This is a genomic window from Burkholderia sp. Bp9143 (assembly GCF_003853645.1).
Classification (GTDB): domain Bacteria; phylum Pseudomonadota; class Gammaproteobacteria; order Burkholderiales; family Burkholderiaceae; genus Burkholderia.
This window is the reverse complement of record NZ_QTPO01000034.1, coordinates 29,677-45,486: the sequence shown is the minus strand read 5'-3', so window position 1 is coordinate 45,486 and position 15,810 is coordinate 29,677. Positions and strand designations below refer to the sequence as shown.

The 15,810-nt window shown below is 66.4% G+C and carries 15 protein-coding genes and 1 other RNA gene; 12 read left to right on the top strand and 4 right to left on the bottom strand.

What is annotated here, in order from left to right:
• Positions 1–79: 79 nt before the first annotated feature.
• Both rho and trxA read right to left on the bottom strand, forming a co-directional pair.
• On the bottom strand, positions 80–1,342 hold the full coding sequence (gene rho, locus DIE23_RS24365; protein ID WP_006478662.1) for a transcription termination factor Rho: 1,263 nt from the start codon (positions 1,340–1,342) through the stop codon (positions 80–82).
• 194 nt (positions 1,343–1,536) lie between these two features.
• A complete protein-coding gene (gene trxA, locus DIE23_RS24360) occupies positions 1,537–1,863 on the bottom strand; it encodes a thioredoxin TrxA (protein ID WP_006402348.1) in 327 nt (108 codons plus the stop codon).
• 403 nt (positions 1,864–2,266) lie between these two features.
• On the opposite strand from trxA, the gene ffs reads away from it, so the two are divergent.
• The 10 genes from ffs (at position 2,267) to DIE23_RS24310 (ending at position 11,840) form a co-directional block, all read left to right on the top strand.
• Positions 2,267–2,365: signal recognition particle sRNA small type (gene ffs, locus DIE23_RS24355), an RNA gene on the top strand.
• A gap of 127 nt (positions 2,366–2,492) precedes the next feature.
• Positions 2,493–4,853 carry a DNA polymerase III subunit gamma/tau gene (locus tag DIE23_RS24350; protein ID WP_124614470.1) on the top strand — a complete coding sequence of 787 codons (2,361 nt, stop codon included), beginning with the start codon at positions 2,493–2,495 and terminating at the stop codon, positions 4,851–4,853.
• Between the two features lie 94 nt (positions 4,854–4,947).
• On the top strand, positions 4,948–5,274 hold the full coding sequence (locus DIE23_RS24345; RefSeq protein ID WP_006755698.1) for a YbaB/EbfC family nucleoid-associated protein: 327 nt from the start codon (positions 4,948–4,950) through the stop codon (positions 5,272–5,274).
• 40 nt (positions 5,275–5,314) lie between these two features.
• Positions 5,315–5,911, top strand: a complete 597-nt coding sequence (recR, locus tag DIE23_RS24340) for a recombination mediator RecR (protein ID WP_014896897.1) — start codon at positions 5,315–5,317, stop codon at positions 5,909–5,911.
• Between the two features lie 48 nt (positions 5,912–5,959).
• Entirely contained in the window at positions 5,960–7,165 is a 1,206-nt protein-coding gene (locus DIE23_RS24335) for a CaiB/BaiF CoA-transferase family protein (RefSeq protein WP_124614469.1), read from the top strand.
• A 223-nt stretch (positions 7,166–7,388) separates the two neighbouring features.
• On the top strand, positions 7,389–8,150 hold the full coding sequence (gene surE / locus DIE23_RS24330; RefSeq protein ID WP_124614468.1) for a 5'/3'-nucleotidase SurE: 762 nt from the start codon (positions 7,389–7,391) through the stop codon (positions 8,148–8,150).
• Entirely contained in the window at positions 8,147–9,076 is a 930-nt protein-coding gene (locus DIE23_RS24325) for a protein-L-isoaspartate(D-aspartate) O-methyltransferase (protein WP_124614467.1), read from the top strand. Before surE ends, DIE23_RS24325 begins: the two co-directional genes overlap by 4 nt.
• Before the next feature lie 5 nt (positions 9,077–9,081).
• Positions 9,082–9,963 (top strand): peptidoglycan DD-metalloendopeptidase family protein, encoded by an 882-nt coding sequence (locus tag DIE23_RS24320; protein WP_124614466.1) that lies wholly within the window; start codon positions 9,082–9,084, stop codon positions 9,961–9,963.
• Between the two features lie 11 nt (positions 9,964–9,974).
• Positions 9,975–11,060, top strand: coding sequence for an RNA polymerase sigma factor RpoS (gene rpoS, locus DIE23_RS24315; RefSeq protein WP_124614465.1), 1,086 nt, complete (start codon positions 9,975–9,977; stop codon positions 11,058–11,060).
• 3 nt (positions 11,061–11,063) lie between these two features.
• The gene (locus DIE23_RS24310; protein ID WP_059449876.1) at positions 11,064–11,840 is read left to right on the top strand and encodes a 3'-5' exonuclease; all 777 of its coding nucleotides are present in this window, start codon (positions 11,064–11,066) and stop codon (positions 11,838–11,840) included.
• A gap of 27 nt (positions 11,841–11,867) precedes the next feature.
• Here DIE23_RS24310 and DIE23_RS24305 read toward each other — a convergent pair whose 3' ends face one another.
• Entirely contained in the window at positions 11,868–12,728 is an 861-nt protein-coding gene (locus DIE23_RS24305; protein WP_124614464.1) for an endonuclease/exonuclease/phosphatase family protein, read from the bottom strand.
• A gap of 221 nt (positions 12,729–12,949) precedes the next feature.
• Between DIE23_RS24305 and rlmD the strand changes: the two genes are divergently transcribed.
• Complete coding sequence (gene rlmD / locus DIE23_RS24300) at positions 12,950–14,347, top strand: 23S rRNA (uracil(1939)-C(5))-methyltransferase RlmD (RefSeq protein WP_124614463.1); 1,398 nt, start codon at positions 12,950–12,952, stop codon at positions 14,345–14,347.
• 63 nt (positions 14,348–14,410) lie between these two features.
• On the opposite strand, the gene DIE23_RS24295 is transcribed toward rlmD, so the two are convergent.
• Entirely contained in the window at positions 14,411–15,109 is a 699-nt protein-coding gene (locus DIE23_RS24295) for a Bax inhibitor-1/YccA family protein (RefSeq protein ID WP_006761414.1), read from the bottom strand.
• A gap of 250 nt (positions 15,110–15,359) precedes the next feature.
• Between DIE23_RS24295 and ndk the strand changes: the two genes are divergently transcribed.
• Positions 15,360–15,785, top strand: coding sequence for a nucleoside-diphosphate kinase (gene ndk, locus DIE23_RS24290; RefSeq protein WP_011352265.1), 426 nt, complete (start codon positions 15,360–15,362; stop codon positions 15,783–15,785).
• Positions 15,786–15,810: the final 25 nt, after the last annotated feature.

Below are 15,810 nucleotides of genomic sequence, written 5' to 3'. Positions count from 1 at the left end.
CGTTCACGTACAGGTTGGGGTGAAAAAACGGCCGCCGGGCGAAACGCGCGGGCGGCCGTTCGGTGCGGGGCGAGGGCGATCAGCCGCCGCGGCGCATCAGGTCGAAGAACTCGGAATTGCTCTTCGTCTGGCGGATCTTGTCGAGCAGGAATTCCATGGCCTCGACTTCGTCCATGTCGTGGATGAACTTGCGCAGCACCCAGATCTTTTGAAGGATCTCGGGCTTGATCAGCATTTCTTCGCGGCGCGTGCCCGACTTGTTCAGGTTGATCGACGGATAGACGCGCTTTTCCGCGAGGCGGCGCTCGAGGTGCACTTCCATGTTGCCGGTGCCCTTGAACTCTTCGTAGATCACGTCGTCCATGCGGCTGCCGGTTTCGATCAGCGCGGTGCCGATGATGGTCAGCGAGCCGCCTTCCTCGATGTTGCGCGCCGCGCCGAAGAAGCGCTTCGGACGCTGCAGCGCGTTCGCGTCGACGCCGCCCGTCAGCACCTTGCCCGATGCCGGGATCACGGTGTTGTACGCACGTGCGAGACGCGTGATCGAGTCGAGCAGGATCACGACGTCGTGCTTCATTTCGACGAGGCGCTTGGCCTTTTCGATCACCATTTCGGCGACCTGGACGTGACGCGTGGCCGGTTCGTCGAACGTCGACGCGATCACTTCACCGGCGACCGAGCGCTGCATTTCGGTCACTTCTTCAGGGCGTTCGTCGATCAGCAGCACGAACAGGATGACGTCCGGATGGTTCTGCTTGATCGCGTGTGCGATGTGCTGGAGCATCACGGTCTTGCCCGACTTCGGCGACGCGACGAGCAGGCCGCGCTGGCCCTTGCCGATCGGCGCGATCATGTCGATGATGCGGCCGGTGACGTTCTCTTCGCCGCGCATCTCGCGCTCGAGCGACAGCGGCTTGTTCGGGTGCAGCGGCGTGAGGTTCTCGAACATGATCTTGTGTTTCGAGGCCTCGGGCGGCTGCCCGTTGACTTTGTCGACCTTCACCAGCGCGAAGTAGCGCTCGCCGTCCTTCGGCGTGCGGACTTCACCTTCGATGGTGTCGCCGGTGTGCAGGTTGAAGCGGCGGATCTGCGACGGGCTGATATAGATGTCGTCGGTGCTGGCGAGGTACGACATTTCCGGCGAGCGCAGGAAGCCGAAGCCGTCCGGCAGCACTTCGAGCGTGCCGTCGCCGAAGATCGTCTCTCCCGTCTTGGCGCGCTTTTTGAGAATGGCGAACATCAGCTCCTGCTTGCGCAGGCGGTTCGCGTTTTCGATCTCCAGGCCATTGGCCATTTCGATCAGTTCGGACACGTGCAGAGACTTGAGCTCGGATAAATGCATACGGAGAACCCGCCAGGGAGGAGAAGCGACGAAAAGAAATAAGGGAGGAGGGCGAGCGGAAGCGCTCTGAGACTTAATGCGTCTTGTAGACGTTTTTGATTCTAGCATACGCCGATTCGCGCCTGAGCGGCCGATCGGCGGCTTGACGGCGGACGTGTTGTCGGTTGACAACACGTCCGCGGAACGGCCGGTGATTACAGGTGGCTGTCCAGGAATGCGGTGAGCTGCGACTTCGACAGTGCGCCGACCTTCTGTGCGGCGGCCGCGCCGTTCTTGAACAGGATCAGCGTCGGGATGCCACGCACGCCGAACTTCGCCGGCGTTGCCTGGTTGTCGTCGACGTTGATCTTCGCGATCTGCAGCTTGTCGCCGTAGTCCTTCGCGACTTCGTCGAGGATCGGGGCGATCATCTTGCACGGGCCGCACCATTCGGCCCAGAAGTCGACGAGCACGGGCTTGTCGGATTTGACGACGTCCTGTTCGAACGATGCGTCGCTGATGTGTTTGATCTGTTCGCTCATTGGGTCAATACCTCTTACGGTTCGGGGACTGCCTGCTTGGCGCGTTGCGGCGCTCCGGCGGCCTGTCGGCTGCCGGCCGCTGCGGCAGGTCACTCCGCTCTCCGGAAGGAAGGGCGTAAGCGCTGCATGGCGCGGCTCGCGGGTCGTTCGGGCGTCATATTAGCCTAAATTGCTATCTGCTGCGGGCGGCGATAGTAGCCGCTATGCAAGTAGGGGTACGGCGCGCCGTTCGACCGTTGTGTTCGGAAGGTGGAGGCCGGCTCGCAAAATACAAGAGTCACGGTATAAATCCGCATGTTCGCGTCGGATTGACATGCCCGCACGCGCGCCGGTTTGCTCGAACATTCGCATTGTTGCGAACAAACGGTCGCATTCGGCCGGAAGCGATGATAGAATATGCCGTGACGGGCCTCCTCGCATGGTGGGGCGGTGAACCTGGTCAGGTCGGGAACGAAGCAGCCACAATCGTTTTCCGCCAGTGCCGAGGGTCGGGCTCGTCACCTTTCCTCTCGCCCCGTTCGCCGGGCGTTTTTTATTTCTGCGTCATTCTCCGTTTTACCTGCGCTTTGCCCGTTTTCCGCACCGGTTCGCGTGTCGGCGCGACGCAGCGTTACTGATACAATTTCCCGATGACCTATCAAGTTCTCGCACGCAAGTGGCGTCCGAAGGATTTCGCTTCGCTCGTCGGCCAGGAGCACGTCGTCAGGGCGCTCACGCACGCGCTCGATGGCGGGCGTCTCCATCACGCCTATCTGTTTACCGGAACCCGCGGTGTCGGCAAGACGACGCTGTCGCGGATCTTCGCGAAGGCGCTCAACTGTGAAACCGGCGTCACGTCGCAGCCGTGCGGCGTGTGCCGCGCGTGCCGCGAGATCGACGAAGGCCGCTTCGTCGACTACGTCGAAATGGACGCGGCGAGCAACCGCGGCGTCGACGAGATGGCCGCGCTGCTCGAGCGCGCGGTGTACGCGCCCGTCGATGCGCGCTTCAAGGTCTACATGATCGACGAAGTGCACATGCTGACGAACCACGCGTTCAACGCGATGCTGAAGACGCTCGAGGAGCCGCCGCCGCACGTCAAGTTCATCCTCGCGACGACCGATCCGCAGAAAATTCCCGTCACCGTGCTGTCGCGCTGCCTGCAGTTCAACCTGAAGCAGATGCCGGCCGGGCACATCGTGTCGCATCTCGAGCGGATCCTCGGCGAAGAGCAGATCTCGTTCGAGCAGCAGGCACTGCGCCTGCTCGCGCGCGCCGCGCAGGGCAGCATGCGCGATGCGCTGTCGCTGACCGACCAGGCGATCGCCTATTCGGCGAACGAAGTGACCGAATCGGCCGTGTCGGGCATGCTCGGCGCGCTCGACCAGACCTACATGGTGCGCCTGCTCGATGCGCTCGCGGCCGGCAACGGCCCGGAGATCCTCTCGATCGCCGACGAGATGTCGCTGCGCAGCCTGTCCTTTTCCACCGCGCTGCAGGATCTTGCCAGCCTGCTGCACCGGATCGCCTGGGCGCAGTTCGCGCCGGGCTCGGTACTCGACGAATGGCCGGAAGCGGCCGACCTGCGCCGCTTTGCGGAGATGCTGAGCCCTGAGCAGGTTCAGCTGTTCTATCAGATCGCGACGGTCGGACGTGCGGAGCTCGGCCTTGCGCCGGACGAATACGCCGGCTTCACGATGACGTTGCTGCGGATGCTCGCGTTCGAGCCGGCCGTCGGCGCCGGTAGTGCGCCGGGCGGTCAGCCGGCCGTGCCGCGTGCCGTGCCCGCGCCTGCACCGCGTGCGGCCGCTGCTGCTGCGTCGGCTGCGGCATCCAGGCCATCGGCGCCGGCACCGGCAGCCGCGGAGGCAGCACGCCCGCAAGCGGCCGCACCGGTTGCGCCCGCCGTGCCCGCTTCGCGTCCGTCGCCGGCCCGGTTCGGCGATGCGGTGACTTCGCCTGTCGTGATGCCTGTTTCGACGCCGGCAGCGGCTGCGGCCGAAGCGCCGGCGGCAGAGCAGCCGGAAGCGAACCCGGCACCTCAAGCGGCACCGGCGAGCGATGCGCCACCGGCTGTCCGCAACGAGCCTGAACCGCCTGCTGCCGCCAAGCACAACGACGAACCTGCGCCGCCTGCCGAACCGGCGCCGCGTGCCGCGCCGGCCGAGCCTGCCGCGCGCCCGTCGGCTCGCGGTGGTGCCGCTGCCGCACTCGACGTGCTGCGCAATGCCGGCATGCGCGTGTCGTCCGACCGCTCGCGGGCGGGCGCCGCGCCGAAGCCGGCGGCGGCCCAGCCGGCCGTCGAGAAGCCGGCGGCATCGCGTCCCGCCGTGCAGGTGCCGACGCCGCGCGCGGCAGCCCGCGCGCCGCAGGCTGCCGACACGCGCCAGGCACCGCCGCCGTGGGAAGACATCCCGCCGGACGAATACGTGCCGCTCAGCGCCGACGAGATGTTCGGCGGCGCGGCCGACGACGGCTTCGTCCCCGTGTTCGACAGCGGCCCCGACGACGTGCGCATTGCGCCGAAGCCGGCGGAGGCCCGTCCGTCCGCGCCGGTCGACACGCGGCCGCTGCCGCCTGCGATCGCGCTCGACCCGGTCGGCTTCGACGGCGAGTGGCCGGCACTGGCCGCACGGCTGCCGCTGAAGGGCGTCGCGTATCAGCTCGCGTTCAACAGCGAACTGACGGCCGTCGACGCGACGACGTTGAAACTGTCCGTACCGGTGCCGCAGTATGCGGACGCCGCACAGGTCGCGAAGCTGAAGGCCGCGCTGGCCGACGCGCTCGGCAAGCCTGTCGAGGTCGCGGTCGAGGTCGGGCCCGCGCGGCGCACCGCGGCGGCGCTCGATGCGGCCGCGCGCGCGGCACGCCAGCGCGAGGCCGAGCAGGACATCCATGGCGATCCGTTCGTCCAGCAGCTCGTACGTGACTTCGGCGCGCGTATCGTCGAAGGCTCGGTGCGGCCGCTCGCCGATTCGGCGCCGGACGGCACGCCACCGACGCTGCATTGAACGAATCGCACCGCGACAGGCACAATCACGCCCGCGCATATTGACCGGCACGCGCCGCGTGCCGGTTTTCACACGATCAAGAAGGAGTATTCCCATGTTGAAAGGCAACCTCGCCGGACTGATGAAGCAAGCGCAGCAAATGCAGGAAAACATGAAGAAGATGCAGGAGCAGCTTGCGCAGATCGAAGTCGAAGGGCAGTCGGGTGCCGGCCTCGTCAAGGTGACGATGACCTGCCGCAACGAAGTGCGTCGCGTGGCGATCGACCCGAGCCTGCTCGCGGACGACAAGGACATGCTCGAGGATCTGGTCGCTGCCGCGTTCAACGATGCCGTGCGCAAGGCCGAAGCGACGTCGCAGGAAAAGATGAGCGGCATGACGTCGGGTCTGCCGCTGCCCCCGGGCTTCAAGCTGCCGTTCTGAGCGCAGCGTCCGTTCAGCCCGTTCAGCCTTCAGCCGCCGTATGAAACAGCCGTCCGCCCTGTCCGCGCTCGTCGAAGCGTTGCGCGTATTGCCCGGCGTCGGGCCGAAATCCGCGCAACGCATGGCGTACCACCTGATGCAGCATGATCGGGAGGGCGCGGAGCGGCTCGGCCGGTCGCTGCTGTTCGCGACCGAGCATCTGCAGCACTGCGAGAAGTGCAACACGTTCACGGAAGCGCAGATCTGCGAGGTGTGCAGCGACGAGGAGCGTGATCCGACGCTGCTGTGCGTCGTCGAGACGCCGGCCGACCAGATCATGCTCGAGCAGACGATGACGTACCGCGGGCTGTATTTCGTGCTGATGGGGCGGCTGAGCCCGCTCGACGGGATCGGCCCGAAGGAAATCCATTTCGACCGCCTCGTGCGGCGCGCGTCCGACGGGATCGTCAAGGAGGTCGTGCTCGCGACCAACTTCACGAACGAGGGCGAAGCCACCGCGCACTACCTCGGCCAGACGCTGAAGGCACGCGGGCTCGCGGTCACGCGCCTCGCGCGCGGCGTGCCGGTGGGCGGCGAGCTCGAATACGTCGACGCGGGCACCATCGCCCGCGCGATGCTCGACCGCCGCACGATGTAAGCCGGGCGCCGCCGGCCGGCGGCGCCGTTCCTCATGCCAGGGAGACACATGAGCACCAGCCAGGGCCCGCTCGCGGGCGTCAAAGTGCTCGAATTCGGGACGCTGATCGCGGGGCCGTTCGCGTCGCGCCTCTTTGCCGAATTCGGCGCGGAAGTGATCAAGATCGAGGATCCTAACGGTGGCGACCCGCTGCGCAAGTGGCGCAAGCTGCATCCGGAGCAGGGCGGCACGTCGCTGTGGTGGTCGGTCCAGGCGCGCAACAAGAAATCGGTCACCCTCAACCTGAAATCCGATGCCGGCAAGACGATCGCGCGTCAGCTCGCGCGCGAGGCCGACATCGTGATCGAAAACTTCCGGCCGGGCCTGCTCGAGAAGCTCGGGCTTGGCTACGACGTGCTGTCGGCCGACAACCCCGGTCTCGTGATGGTGCGCCTGTCCGGCTACGGGCAGACGGGCCCGTACCGCGACCGGCCGGGCTTCGGCGCGATCGCCGAATCGATGGGCGGATTGCGCCACATCACCGGCTATCCGGATCTGCCGCCGCCGCGCATCGGCATCTCGATCGGCGACTCGATCGCCGCGCTGCACGGCGTGATCGGCGCGCTGATGGCGCTCCACCATCGCAAGGTGAATGGCGGCGCGGGGCAGGTGGTCGACGTTGCGCTGTATGAAGCGGTATTCAACATGATGGAAAGCGTGGTGCCCGAGTACGGCGTGTACGGGATGGTGCGCGAGCGCACCGGCGCGTCGCTGCCGGGCATCGTGCCGTCGAACACCTACGCGTGCCGCGACGGCAGCATCGTGATCGGCGGCAACAGCGACCCGATCTTCAAGCGGCTGATGAAGGCGATCGAGCGCGACGACCTCGCAGACGATCCCGCGCTTGCACGGAACGACGGACGCGTGCCGCGCACGCAGGAGATCGACGATGCGATCGCCGCGTGGCTCGCGCCGCGCACGATCGACGAGGCGCTCGTCGTGCTCAACGCGGCCGACGTGCCGGCCGGGCGCATCTATAGCGCCGCCGACATGTTCACCGATCCGCAGTTCGTCGCGCGGCAGATGATCCAGCGATTCAAACTGGCCGACGGCACCGACATTCCGCTGCCGAACATCACGCCGAAGCTGTCCGGCACGCCGGGCGAAACACGCTGGCTCGGGCCCGAACTCGGCGAGCATACGGACGAGGTGCTGCGCGGGCTCGGCTACGACGCGCAGGCGATCGCCGCGCTGCGCGAGGCCGGCGCGATCTGAGCGTCCCGAAGCCGGGAGCTTCGCGCCAGGTTTTCCCGAGGGGGTATCCCGCAAGGGGCACGCCTTCGGGGTGGAAAACGTCGGGCGGCCCGGCGTTTTCCCGTACGCGCAGAACGCCGCCGCGCAATGCGACGGCGCACCGCGTACGTGTCGTGTGCGCGGGCCCGTCCGCAGCTGCCGGACTGTCGCTCTCGCGCCATCTTTCCTCGGTTACAATCGCCGGATGCGAATCCTACTCAGCAACGACGACGGCTATCTCGCCCCCGGTCTCGCCGCGCTCAGCGACGCGCTGCAGCCGCTGGCCGACCTCACGGTGATCGCGCCCGAGCAGAACTGCAGCGGCGCATCGAATTCCCTCACGCTGTCGCGGCCGCTGTCGGTGCAGCGCGCGGCGAATACGGGTTTCTTCTACGTGAACGGCACGCCGACCGATTCGGTGCACGTCGCGTTGACGGGGATGGCCGACGCGAGGCCCGACCTCGTCGTGTCGGGGATCAACAACGGCCAGAACATGGGCGAAGACACGCTCTATTCAGGGACAGTTGCGGCCGCCACCGAAGGCATCATGTTCGGCGTGCCGGCCATTGCATTCTCGCTGGCCGACAAGGGCTGGGCGCATCTGGCGGACGCGGCGCGCGTCGCCGCGGAAATCGTCGCGCACTATCTCGCACAGCCGTTGCCCGGTCAGCCGCTGCTGAACGTCAATATTCCGAATCTGCCGTACGACGAACTGAAAGGCTGGCAGGTCACGCGCCTCGGCAAGCGTCACCCGTCCCAGCCGGTGATTCGCCAAACCGACCCGCGCGGCGAGCCGGTCTACTGGATCGGTGCCGCGGGTGCGGCGCTGGACGCGAGCGAAGGCACCGATTTCCACGCCGTCGCAAACGGTTTCGTATCGATCACGCCGCTGCAGCTCGATCTCACGCATACGCAAATGCTGCCTGCAACGCGCGAATGGGCGCGCGCTGGAGGGCGGGCTTCATGAGCGGCGAGCGCGCGAAGCGGTTCCCGCTCGCGCTCGAAGATCTCAAGCGAGCGCCACGCAAATCGGAGGGACGGGCCGGCGAACGCCATGCGGCGAGCGCGGTGCCGAAGGCCGTCGACAAGCCTGCCGCCGTGCTGAAGCCGGTGGCGGTGAAGACGGGCGTTGCCCGTACGGTGCCCGGCACGACCGCCGCGAAGCCGGCGACCGCACCGAAACCGACCGTGCTGAAGCCCGCGATGCCGAAGCCCGCTGCGCCAAGCGTCGCGCCGGCCGGTGCGTTCGCGCTGACGTCGGAACGCGTGCGCGAGCGCATGGTCGAACGCCTGCGCGCGAACGGCGTGACCGATGCGCGCGTGCTGGATGCGATGGCCGCGGTGCCGCGCCACATGTTCGTGGATCCTGGGCTCGCGACGCAGGCCTATGAGGATTCCGCGTTGCCGATCGGCCACCAGCAAACGATTTCAAAGCCGTCGGTCGTCGCGCGCATGATCGAGCTCGCGATGGCCGGCCGCACGCTCGAGCGTGTCCTCGAGATCGGCACCGGTTGCGGTTACCAGGCCGCCGTGCTGAGTCACGTGGCACGCGACGTGTATTCGATTGAACGCATCAAGCCGCTCTACGAGCGCGCGAAGCTGAACCTGCGGCCGCTGCGCGTGCCGAACATCCGTCTGCATTACGGCGACGGACGTGTCGGCCTGCCGTCCGCGGGCCCCTTCGACGCGATCGTGATCGCGGCGGCGGGGCTCGACGTGCCGCAGGCGCTGCTCGAGCAGCTCGCGATCGGCGGGCGGCTCGTCGCGCCGGTCGGCGCGCAGAGCGGGCAGCCCCAGGTGCTCACGCTCGTCGAGCGCGTCGCGCACGCGCAATGGCGGGAGTCGCGGCTTGATCGCGTTTTCTTTGTCCCTTTAAAATCCGGAGTGATTTGAAACCGATGAGTATGTTGCGCGCGATGCAAAACAACCGAACCAGGGAACCGCTCACGTTCGCCCAGCGCGCGATCTGTGTGGCTGCGTTCTCCACGCTACTGGCCGCCTGTGCGACGCGGCTCGACAACGCGCCCGTCGTCGACCGCTCCGGATCGCTCGGCACGACCGCCGCCGCGCAGCCGGCGGTGCCGCTCGGCCCGCCGCCGCCCGGTTTCTACCGTGTGAAACCGGGCGATACGCTGTACCGGATCGCGCTCGAGAACGGGCAGAACTATCGCGACATCGCCACGTGGAACAACCTGGCGAACCCGAACCAGATCGAAGTCGACCAGCTGCTGCGTGTCGCGCCGCCGGGCGGTGCCGCGGTTGCCGGCTCACCGGCTGCCGCGCCGATCACCGGTGCCGCCGTCGCGACCGCGCCGCTCAGCAGCGGTCCCGCGACGCCGGCCGCGGGCTCGTCGTCCGCGATCACGTCGCCGGCTGCCGCCGCATCGAGCGATACGGCAGCAGCGCCGAGCGGCCCCGTGACGTTTGCATGGCCCGTGCGCGGCCCGGTGCTGAACGGTTTCGACGACGCGAAGAACAAGGGCGTCAATATCGGCGGCACGTCCGGCGAAGCCGTGAAGGCGGCGGCCGACGGCCGCGTCGTCTACTCGGGCAACGGCCTGCGCGGCTACGGCAACCTCATTATCATCAAACACGATGCAACTTACCTCACGGCGTATGCACATAATCGCGCTTTGATGGTAAAAGAGGGGGACGCGGTAACGAAGGGGCAGAAGATCGCCGAGATGGGTAACAGCGATGCTGACCGCGTGATGCTGCATTTCGAGGTTCGCCGGCAGGGTAAACCTGTCGATCCGCTGAAGTATTTGCCGCCTCAATAACCGAGACGACCATGCCGAAATCGAAGCGCCACGAGCCGCAAGCCGAGTCTGAGAAGATCAGTCGTGCCACGCAAGCATCGGTGGAGCGAGCTGGCGCTTCGAAGGACGACGAAGACGACGTCGCGGAAAACGAACGTGATCTCGAGGCAAGCGACGCCGAAGCGGACGGTGACGAAGAGCGCGAGGGCCGGGCGGAAGCCGCGCCCGACGTCGACGATTTCCGCGCAATGCTGCAGGCCGAACTCACGGCCGACACGATCCAGCATTATCTGAACCGCATCAGCGTGAAGCCGCTCCTGACCGTCGAGGAGGAGCAGCGCTATTCCCGTCTCGCAAAGGCCGGCGAATTCGAGGCACGGCAGGTGATGATCGAGCGGAACCTGCGTCTCGTCGTCAGCATCGCGAAGGGTTACCTGAACCGCGGCGTGCCGCTGCTCGACCTGATCGAGGAAGGCAATCTCGGCTTGATGCACGCGATCGAGAAATTCGACCCGACGCGCGGCTTTCGCTTCTCGACCTACGCGACGTGGTGGATCCGGCAGAGCATCGAACGGGCGATCATGAACCAGGCTCGCACCGTGCGCCTGCCCGTGCACGTGATCCGCGAACTGAACCAGGTGCTGCGCGCGAAGCGCCACCTCGAAAAGAATTCGATGTCGACGGGCGAGGCGGCCGAGCGCCGCGAAGCCAGCATCGACGACATCGCCTATCTCACCGGCAAGACCGCCGAGGAAGTCACCGACATTCTCGCGCTCAACGAGCATACGGCGTCGCTCGACGCGCCGCTTGACCTCGATCCCGCGAGCAGCCTGCTCGACCTGCTGCCCGACGACCAGAGCCAGTCGCCCGACGCCGAGGTGCAGCATCGCGAGCTCGAGACGCTCACGCGCGCGTGGCTGTCGCGGCTGTCCGACAAGCATCGGCACGTGATCGAGCGCCGCTTCGGCCTGAATCACATCGAACCGGCCACGCTCGAGGAGCTGGCCGACGAGATGGGGCTCACGCGCGAGCGCGTGCGGCAGATCCAGCAGGAAGCGCTGGTGCGCCTCAAGCGGTTCTTTGCCTCCAATGGCGTGCGCAAGGACGCCGTTCTGTAACTGATGACTCCGATTCTCGTTTTTGACATCGAGACCATTCCCGATGTCGACGGCATTCGCCGTCTGGAAGACCTGCCCGCGACGCTCGACGATGCCGCGGTGGCCGAACATGCGTTCGCCGCGCGCCGCGAGAAGACCGGCAGCGATTTCCTGCCGCATCACCTGCAGCGCATCGCGGCGATCTCCTGCGTGTTCCGCGACAACAACGGGTTCCGCGTGCGCTCGCTGGGCACGCCCCAGGACAACGAGGCGACGCTGGTCCAGTCGTTCTATCGCGTGATCGAGAAATACACGCCGCAGCTCGTGTCGTGGAACGGTGGTGGCTTCGATCTGCCGGTGCTCCATTACCGTGCGCTCGTGCACGGAATCCCCGCGACCCGCTACTGGGATCTGGGCGAGGACGATCGCGACTTCAAGTGGAACAACTACATCTCGCGCTATCACTCGCGGCACACCGATCTGATGGACGTGCTCGCGATGTATCAGGCGCGCGCGAATGCGCCGCTCGACGCGCTCGCGAAGCTGTGCGGCTTTCCGGGCAAGCTCGGGATGGACGGCAGTCAGGTGTGGCCGGCGTTCCAGGACGGCCGGATCGAGGAAATCCGCAACTATTGCGAAACCGATGTCGTCAATACCTACCTGCTGTATTGCCGGTTCCAACTGATGCGCGGCGGCCTGACGCCCAGCGAATATGCGGACGAGATCCTGCTCGTGAAGAATGCGCTCGCGCAGGAGCCCGCGTCGCATTGGGCCGAATACCTGGCCGGATTCGACGTGTGACGCGGGCGGCCCGCATCGCGGCCGCGATCAATTGCAATCGAGTTCGAGCACGACCGGCTGGTGATCCGACGCGCGCACGTCGCCGTCGATCTCGCAGCGTGTGACGCGCGGCAGCAGCGTATCGGTCACGAACACGAAATCGCATGCGAGCGGCCCTTCCGACCATTGCACCGTGTCGTAGACGCCGGCAGTCGGCGGCGGCGTGCGGCCCGGGTGCCGGGCGACCCACGCATCGACGAACGGCGGTGCGTCGGCAATCGGCTCCAGCATGCGCCGGTACGCATCGCTGCCGAACGCGCTGTTGAAATCGCCGCAGACGATCGCGTCGCGCGGCTGGCCGGTCGCGCTGAACGGCCCCGCGGCATTCTCCGCCGGCGCGGGCCGGTCCGCGTGCGCGCAGGCCTCGCGGTGCCGGGCGTGCAATGCATCGACCTGCGCGAGTCGCTGGCGCGCCGAATAGTATTCGAGGTGCGTCGTGCCGACCCGCAACGAGCCTGACGGCGTCACCAGCTCGACGTCGAGCGCGACGCGCGGCATCGACGGTGCGCCGGCGTCGGCCGGCCATGGCAGCAACTGGCGCAGTACGCGCCCGACCGGCAGCCGGGTCGCGATCGCATTACCGAACTGGCGGCGCGGCGCGCCGGGTTCGAGCGCTGGCAGATCGACGCCGATCGCGTCGACGATCGTATAGCCGGGCAGCAACGCCGCCAGTTCGGCGAACTGGTCGGGGCCCGGCTGGCCGGGCAGTGCGCTGAATCCGCGCGTGACTTCCTGCAGGCACAGCACGTCGAAGTCGCCGAGCCGGCGGGCGGCGGCGATGGTGCGCGGGAGGTCGACGACGCCGTCCGCGTCCCGACCCCATTGGATGTTCCAGTCGATCAGTCGCATGTCGAGTCTCCTGCGAGCAGAGCTTGTGCCGCCGGCGGGCCTGGCGAGATGCCGCGCATGCGGGTCGGCGGCGGGCGGCCGGAGCGCGTGCGTGCCGGCCGTTCCTGCATGACGCGGCGCGGTGGATGCGTCAGTATCGACGCTTGTGCCACGAAAGCGGGCGAGGCGCGCTTTCGTCGTCTACAATCTCGCCTTCTTCAACGTTTTGTCAGGAAAAGCTGGTGTCCGAAGCCGTCCCCACTTCTGCGCGCAAATCGAAAAATGCGCCCGTCGCGCCCGGGCCTGCCCCGGTTCTCGAGATCGAATCGCTCGACATGGAAGCGCGCGGTGTCGGCCGCACGGCGACCGAGGACGGCACGCCGGGCAAGGTCATCTTCGTCGAGGGCGCGCTGCCCGGCGAGCGCGTGACCTATTCGAGCTATCGTCGCAAGCCGAGCTACGAGCAGGCGACCGTTGTCGACATTCTGCGCCCGAGCGTGCTGCGCACGCAGCCGAAGTGCAAATTCTTCGGCACGTGCGGCGGCTGCTCGATGCAGCACCTCGACATGCGTGCGCAGGTGGCGATCAAGCAGCGCGTGCTCGAGGACAACCTGTGGCACCTGTCGAAGCTGCGCGCCGAGACGATGTTCGCGCCGATCCACGGCCCGTCGTGGGGCTACCGCTACCGTGCGCGCCTGACCGTGCGCAACGTCGCGAAGAAGGGCGGCGTGCTGGTCGGGTTCCACGAAAAGAAGAGCAGCTATGTCGCCGACATGACGAGCTGCGAAGTGCTGCCGCCGCACGTGTCGGCGATGCTCGTGCCGCTGCGCCGGCTGGTCGAGGGGCTGTCGATCCGTGACCGGATGCCGCAGATCGAACTCGCGGTCGGTTCGCAAGTCACGGCGCTGGTGCTGCGCGTGCTGGAGCCGATCAATGCGGACGACGAAGCGCTGCTGCGCGCGTTCGCGGACGAGCACAAGGTGCAGTTCTGGCTGCAGCCGAAGGGCCCGGATACGGTGACGCCGTTCTATCCGCTCGACGTGCCGCTCGACTACACGCTGCCGGAGTTCGGCATCCGCATGCCGTTCAAGCCGACCGACTTCACGCAGGTCAACCATCAGATCAACCGCGTGCTGGTGGGCCGTGCGCTGCGCCTGCTCGCGCCGTCGCGCGACGATCGCGTGCTCGACCTGTTCTGCGGGATCGGCAACTTCACGCTGCCGCTCGCGCGGCTGTCGCGCGAGGTGATGGGCATCGAAGGGAGTGAGACGCTGACGACCCGCGCGCTGGCGAATGCTCGCGAGAACGGCGTCGACGGCCACACGACGTTCGCGTGCCGGAACCTGTTCGAGGTGACGGGCGACGACCTCCGTGCGCTCGGCGCGTTCGACAAGTTCCTGATCGACCCGCCGCGCGAAGGCGCGCTCGCGGTGTCGAAGGCGCTGGCCGAAATCGCGCAGAGCGGCGAAGGCCCGCTGCCGAAGCGCATCGTCTACGTGTCCTGCAACCCGTCGACACTCGCGCGCGACGCAGGGCTGCTCGTGCACGAGGCCGGCTACCGGCTGAAGGGCGCCGGGGTCGTGAACATGTTCCCGAATACGTCGCACGTCGAATCGATCGCGCTGTTCGAGCGCGACTGAGCCGGACGGCGGACGTAAAAAAACCGGCCCGAGGGCCGGTTTTTTCATGGTGTGCAGCGAGCGTCAGTTGCGGTTGCCGCCGAAGATGCCGAGCAGCGCGAGCAGGTTTGTGAACACGTTGTACAGGTCGAGGTAGATCGCGAGCGTGGCCGAGATGTAGTTCGTCTCGCCGCCGTTCACGACGCGCTGGACGTCGAACAGCATGTAGGCCGAGAAGATCGCGATCGCGAGCACCGACACCGTGAGCATCAGCGCCGGCAGTTGCAGGAAGATGTTCGCGACCGAGGCCAGCAGGATCACGATCACGCCCATGAACAGCCACTTGCCGAGCCCCGAGAAGTCGCGCTTGCTGACGGTGGCGATCGTCGCCATCGCGGCGAAGATGATGCCGGTGCCGCCGAACGCGAGCATGATCAGCGACGGGCCGTTCGAGAAGCCGAGAATGAAGCTCAGCAGGCGCGACAGCATCAGGCCCATGAAGAACGTGAAGCCGAGCAGCACGAACACGCCGGCCGCGCTGTTTTTCGTGCGCTCGATCGCGAACATGAAGCCGAACGCGATCGCGAAGAACGCAAGCAGGCTCATCATCGGGCTCGTGGCCGCGAACAGCGAGAAGCCCGTCGCGACGCCGACCCATGCCCCGAGCACCGTCGGCACCATCGACAGCGCGAGCAGCCAGTACGTGTTCCGCAGCACGCGATTGCGAACTTCCGCGGTGCTGACGGAGCCGCCGCGGCCGAAATTGTACGGATAGTCGTTCATGGTTTCTCCTAACATTGAACGCGTGGGCGTCCGGGGCCGGTTCGGCGCGCGCGATGTGCGGCGCAGCAAACCGGAGCAGCTATGGCTAAGATACGTTCCGTGCCGCGAGGTTTCAATGGCCGGGCGGCGCAAAAACATATGGATTCGGAACCTTTCACTCGTGTAAGGGTTCAATCGCAATGATACACGGGATCGTGCTACAATAGCGGATTCATTTGAACCTGTAACTTCTTAATTTCTTGGAGTTTTTATGGCAATCGAGCGCACCCTGTCGATCATCAAGCCGGATGCGGTGGCAAAGAACGTGATCGGCCAGATCTACAGCCGTTTCGAAGGCGCCGGCCTGAAGATCGTCGCATCGCGCATGGCACACCTGTCGCGTGCGGACGCAGAGAAGTTCTACGCAGTTCACGCAGCACGTCCGTTCTTCAAGGACCTCGTCGACTTCATGATCTCGGGCCCGGTGATGATCCAGGTTCTGGAAGGTGAAGGCGCGATCCTGAAGAACCGCGACCTGATGGGCGCGACGGATCCGAAGAAGGCAGAAAAGGGCACGATCCGCGCCGACTTCGCCGACAGCATCGACGCGAACGCCGTGCACGGCTCGGACGCCGCCGAAACGGCTGCGGTCGAAGTCGCGTTCTTCTTCCCGGAAATGAACGTCTACTCGCGCTAAGCCCTGGCTGGCAACAAGTAGGCAG

What these genes read in the sequence shown, in the direction of transcription:
- DIE23_RS24305 (WP_124614464.1), bottom strand. Translation starts at nt 12,728, where the DNA reads ATGCGACTGATCGACTGGAACATCCAATGGGGTCGGGACGCGGACGGC.
- DIE23_RS24295 (WP_006761414.1), bottom strand. Translation starts at nt 15,109, where the DNA reads ATGAACGACTATCCGTACAATTTCGGCCGCGGCGGCTCCGTCAGCACC.
- DIE23_RS24320 (WP_124614466.1), top strand. Translation starts at nt 9,082, where the DNA reads ATGAGTATGTTGCGCGCGATGCAAAACAACCGAACCAGGGAACCGCTC.
- DIE23_RS24325 (WP_124614467.1), top strand. Translation starts at nt 8,147, where the DNA reads ATGAGCGGCGAGCGCGCGAAGCGGTTCCCGCTCGCGCTCGAAGATCTC.
- rho (WP_006478662.1), bottom strand. Translation starts at nt 1,342, where the DNA reads ATGCATTTATCCGAGCTCAAGTCTCTGCACGTGTCCGAACTGATCGAA.
- surE (WP_124614468.1), top strand. Translation starts at nt 7,389, where the DNA reads ATGCGAATCCTACTCAGCAACGACGACGGCTATCTCGCCCCCGGTCTC.
- DIE23_RS24310 (WP_059449876.1), top strand. Translation starts at nt 11,064, where the DNA reads ATGACTCCGATTCTCGTTTTTGACATCGAGACCATTCCCGATGTCGAC.
- DIE23_RS24345 (WP_006755698.1), top strand. Translation starts at nt 4,948, where the DNA reads ATGTTGAAAGGCAACCTCGCCGGACTGATGAAGCAAGCGCAGCAAATG.
- ndk (WP_011352265.1), top strand. Translation starts at nt 15,360, where the DNA reads ATGGCAATCGAGCGCACCCTGTCGATCATCAAGCCGGATGCGGTGGCA.
- rpoS (WP_124614465.1), top strand. Translation starts at nt 9,975, where the DNA reads ATGCCGAAATCGAAGCGCCACGAGCCGCAAGCCGAGTCTGAGAAGATC.
- DIE23_RS24350 (WP_124614470.1), top strand. Translation starts at nt 2,493, where the DNA reads ATGACCTATCAAGTTCTCGCACGCAAGTGGCGTCCGAAGGATTTCGCT.
- trxA (WP_006402348.1), bottom strand. Translation starts at nt 1,863, where the DNA reads ATGAGCGAACAGATCAAACACATCAGCGACGCATCGTTCGAACAGGAC.
- DIE23_RS24335 (WP_124614469.1), top strand. Translation starts at nt 5,960, where the DNA reads ATGAGCACCAGCCAGGGCCCGCTCGCGGGCGTCAAAGTGCTCGAATTC.
- recR (WP_014896897.1), top strand. Translation starts at nt 5,315, where the DNA reads ATGAAACAGCCGTCCGCCCTGTCCGCGCTCGTCGAAGCGTTGCGCGTA.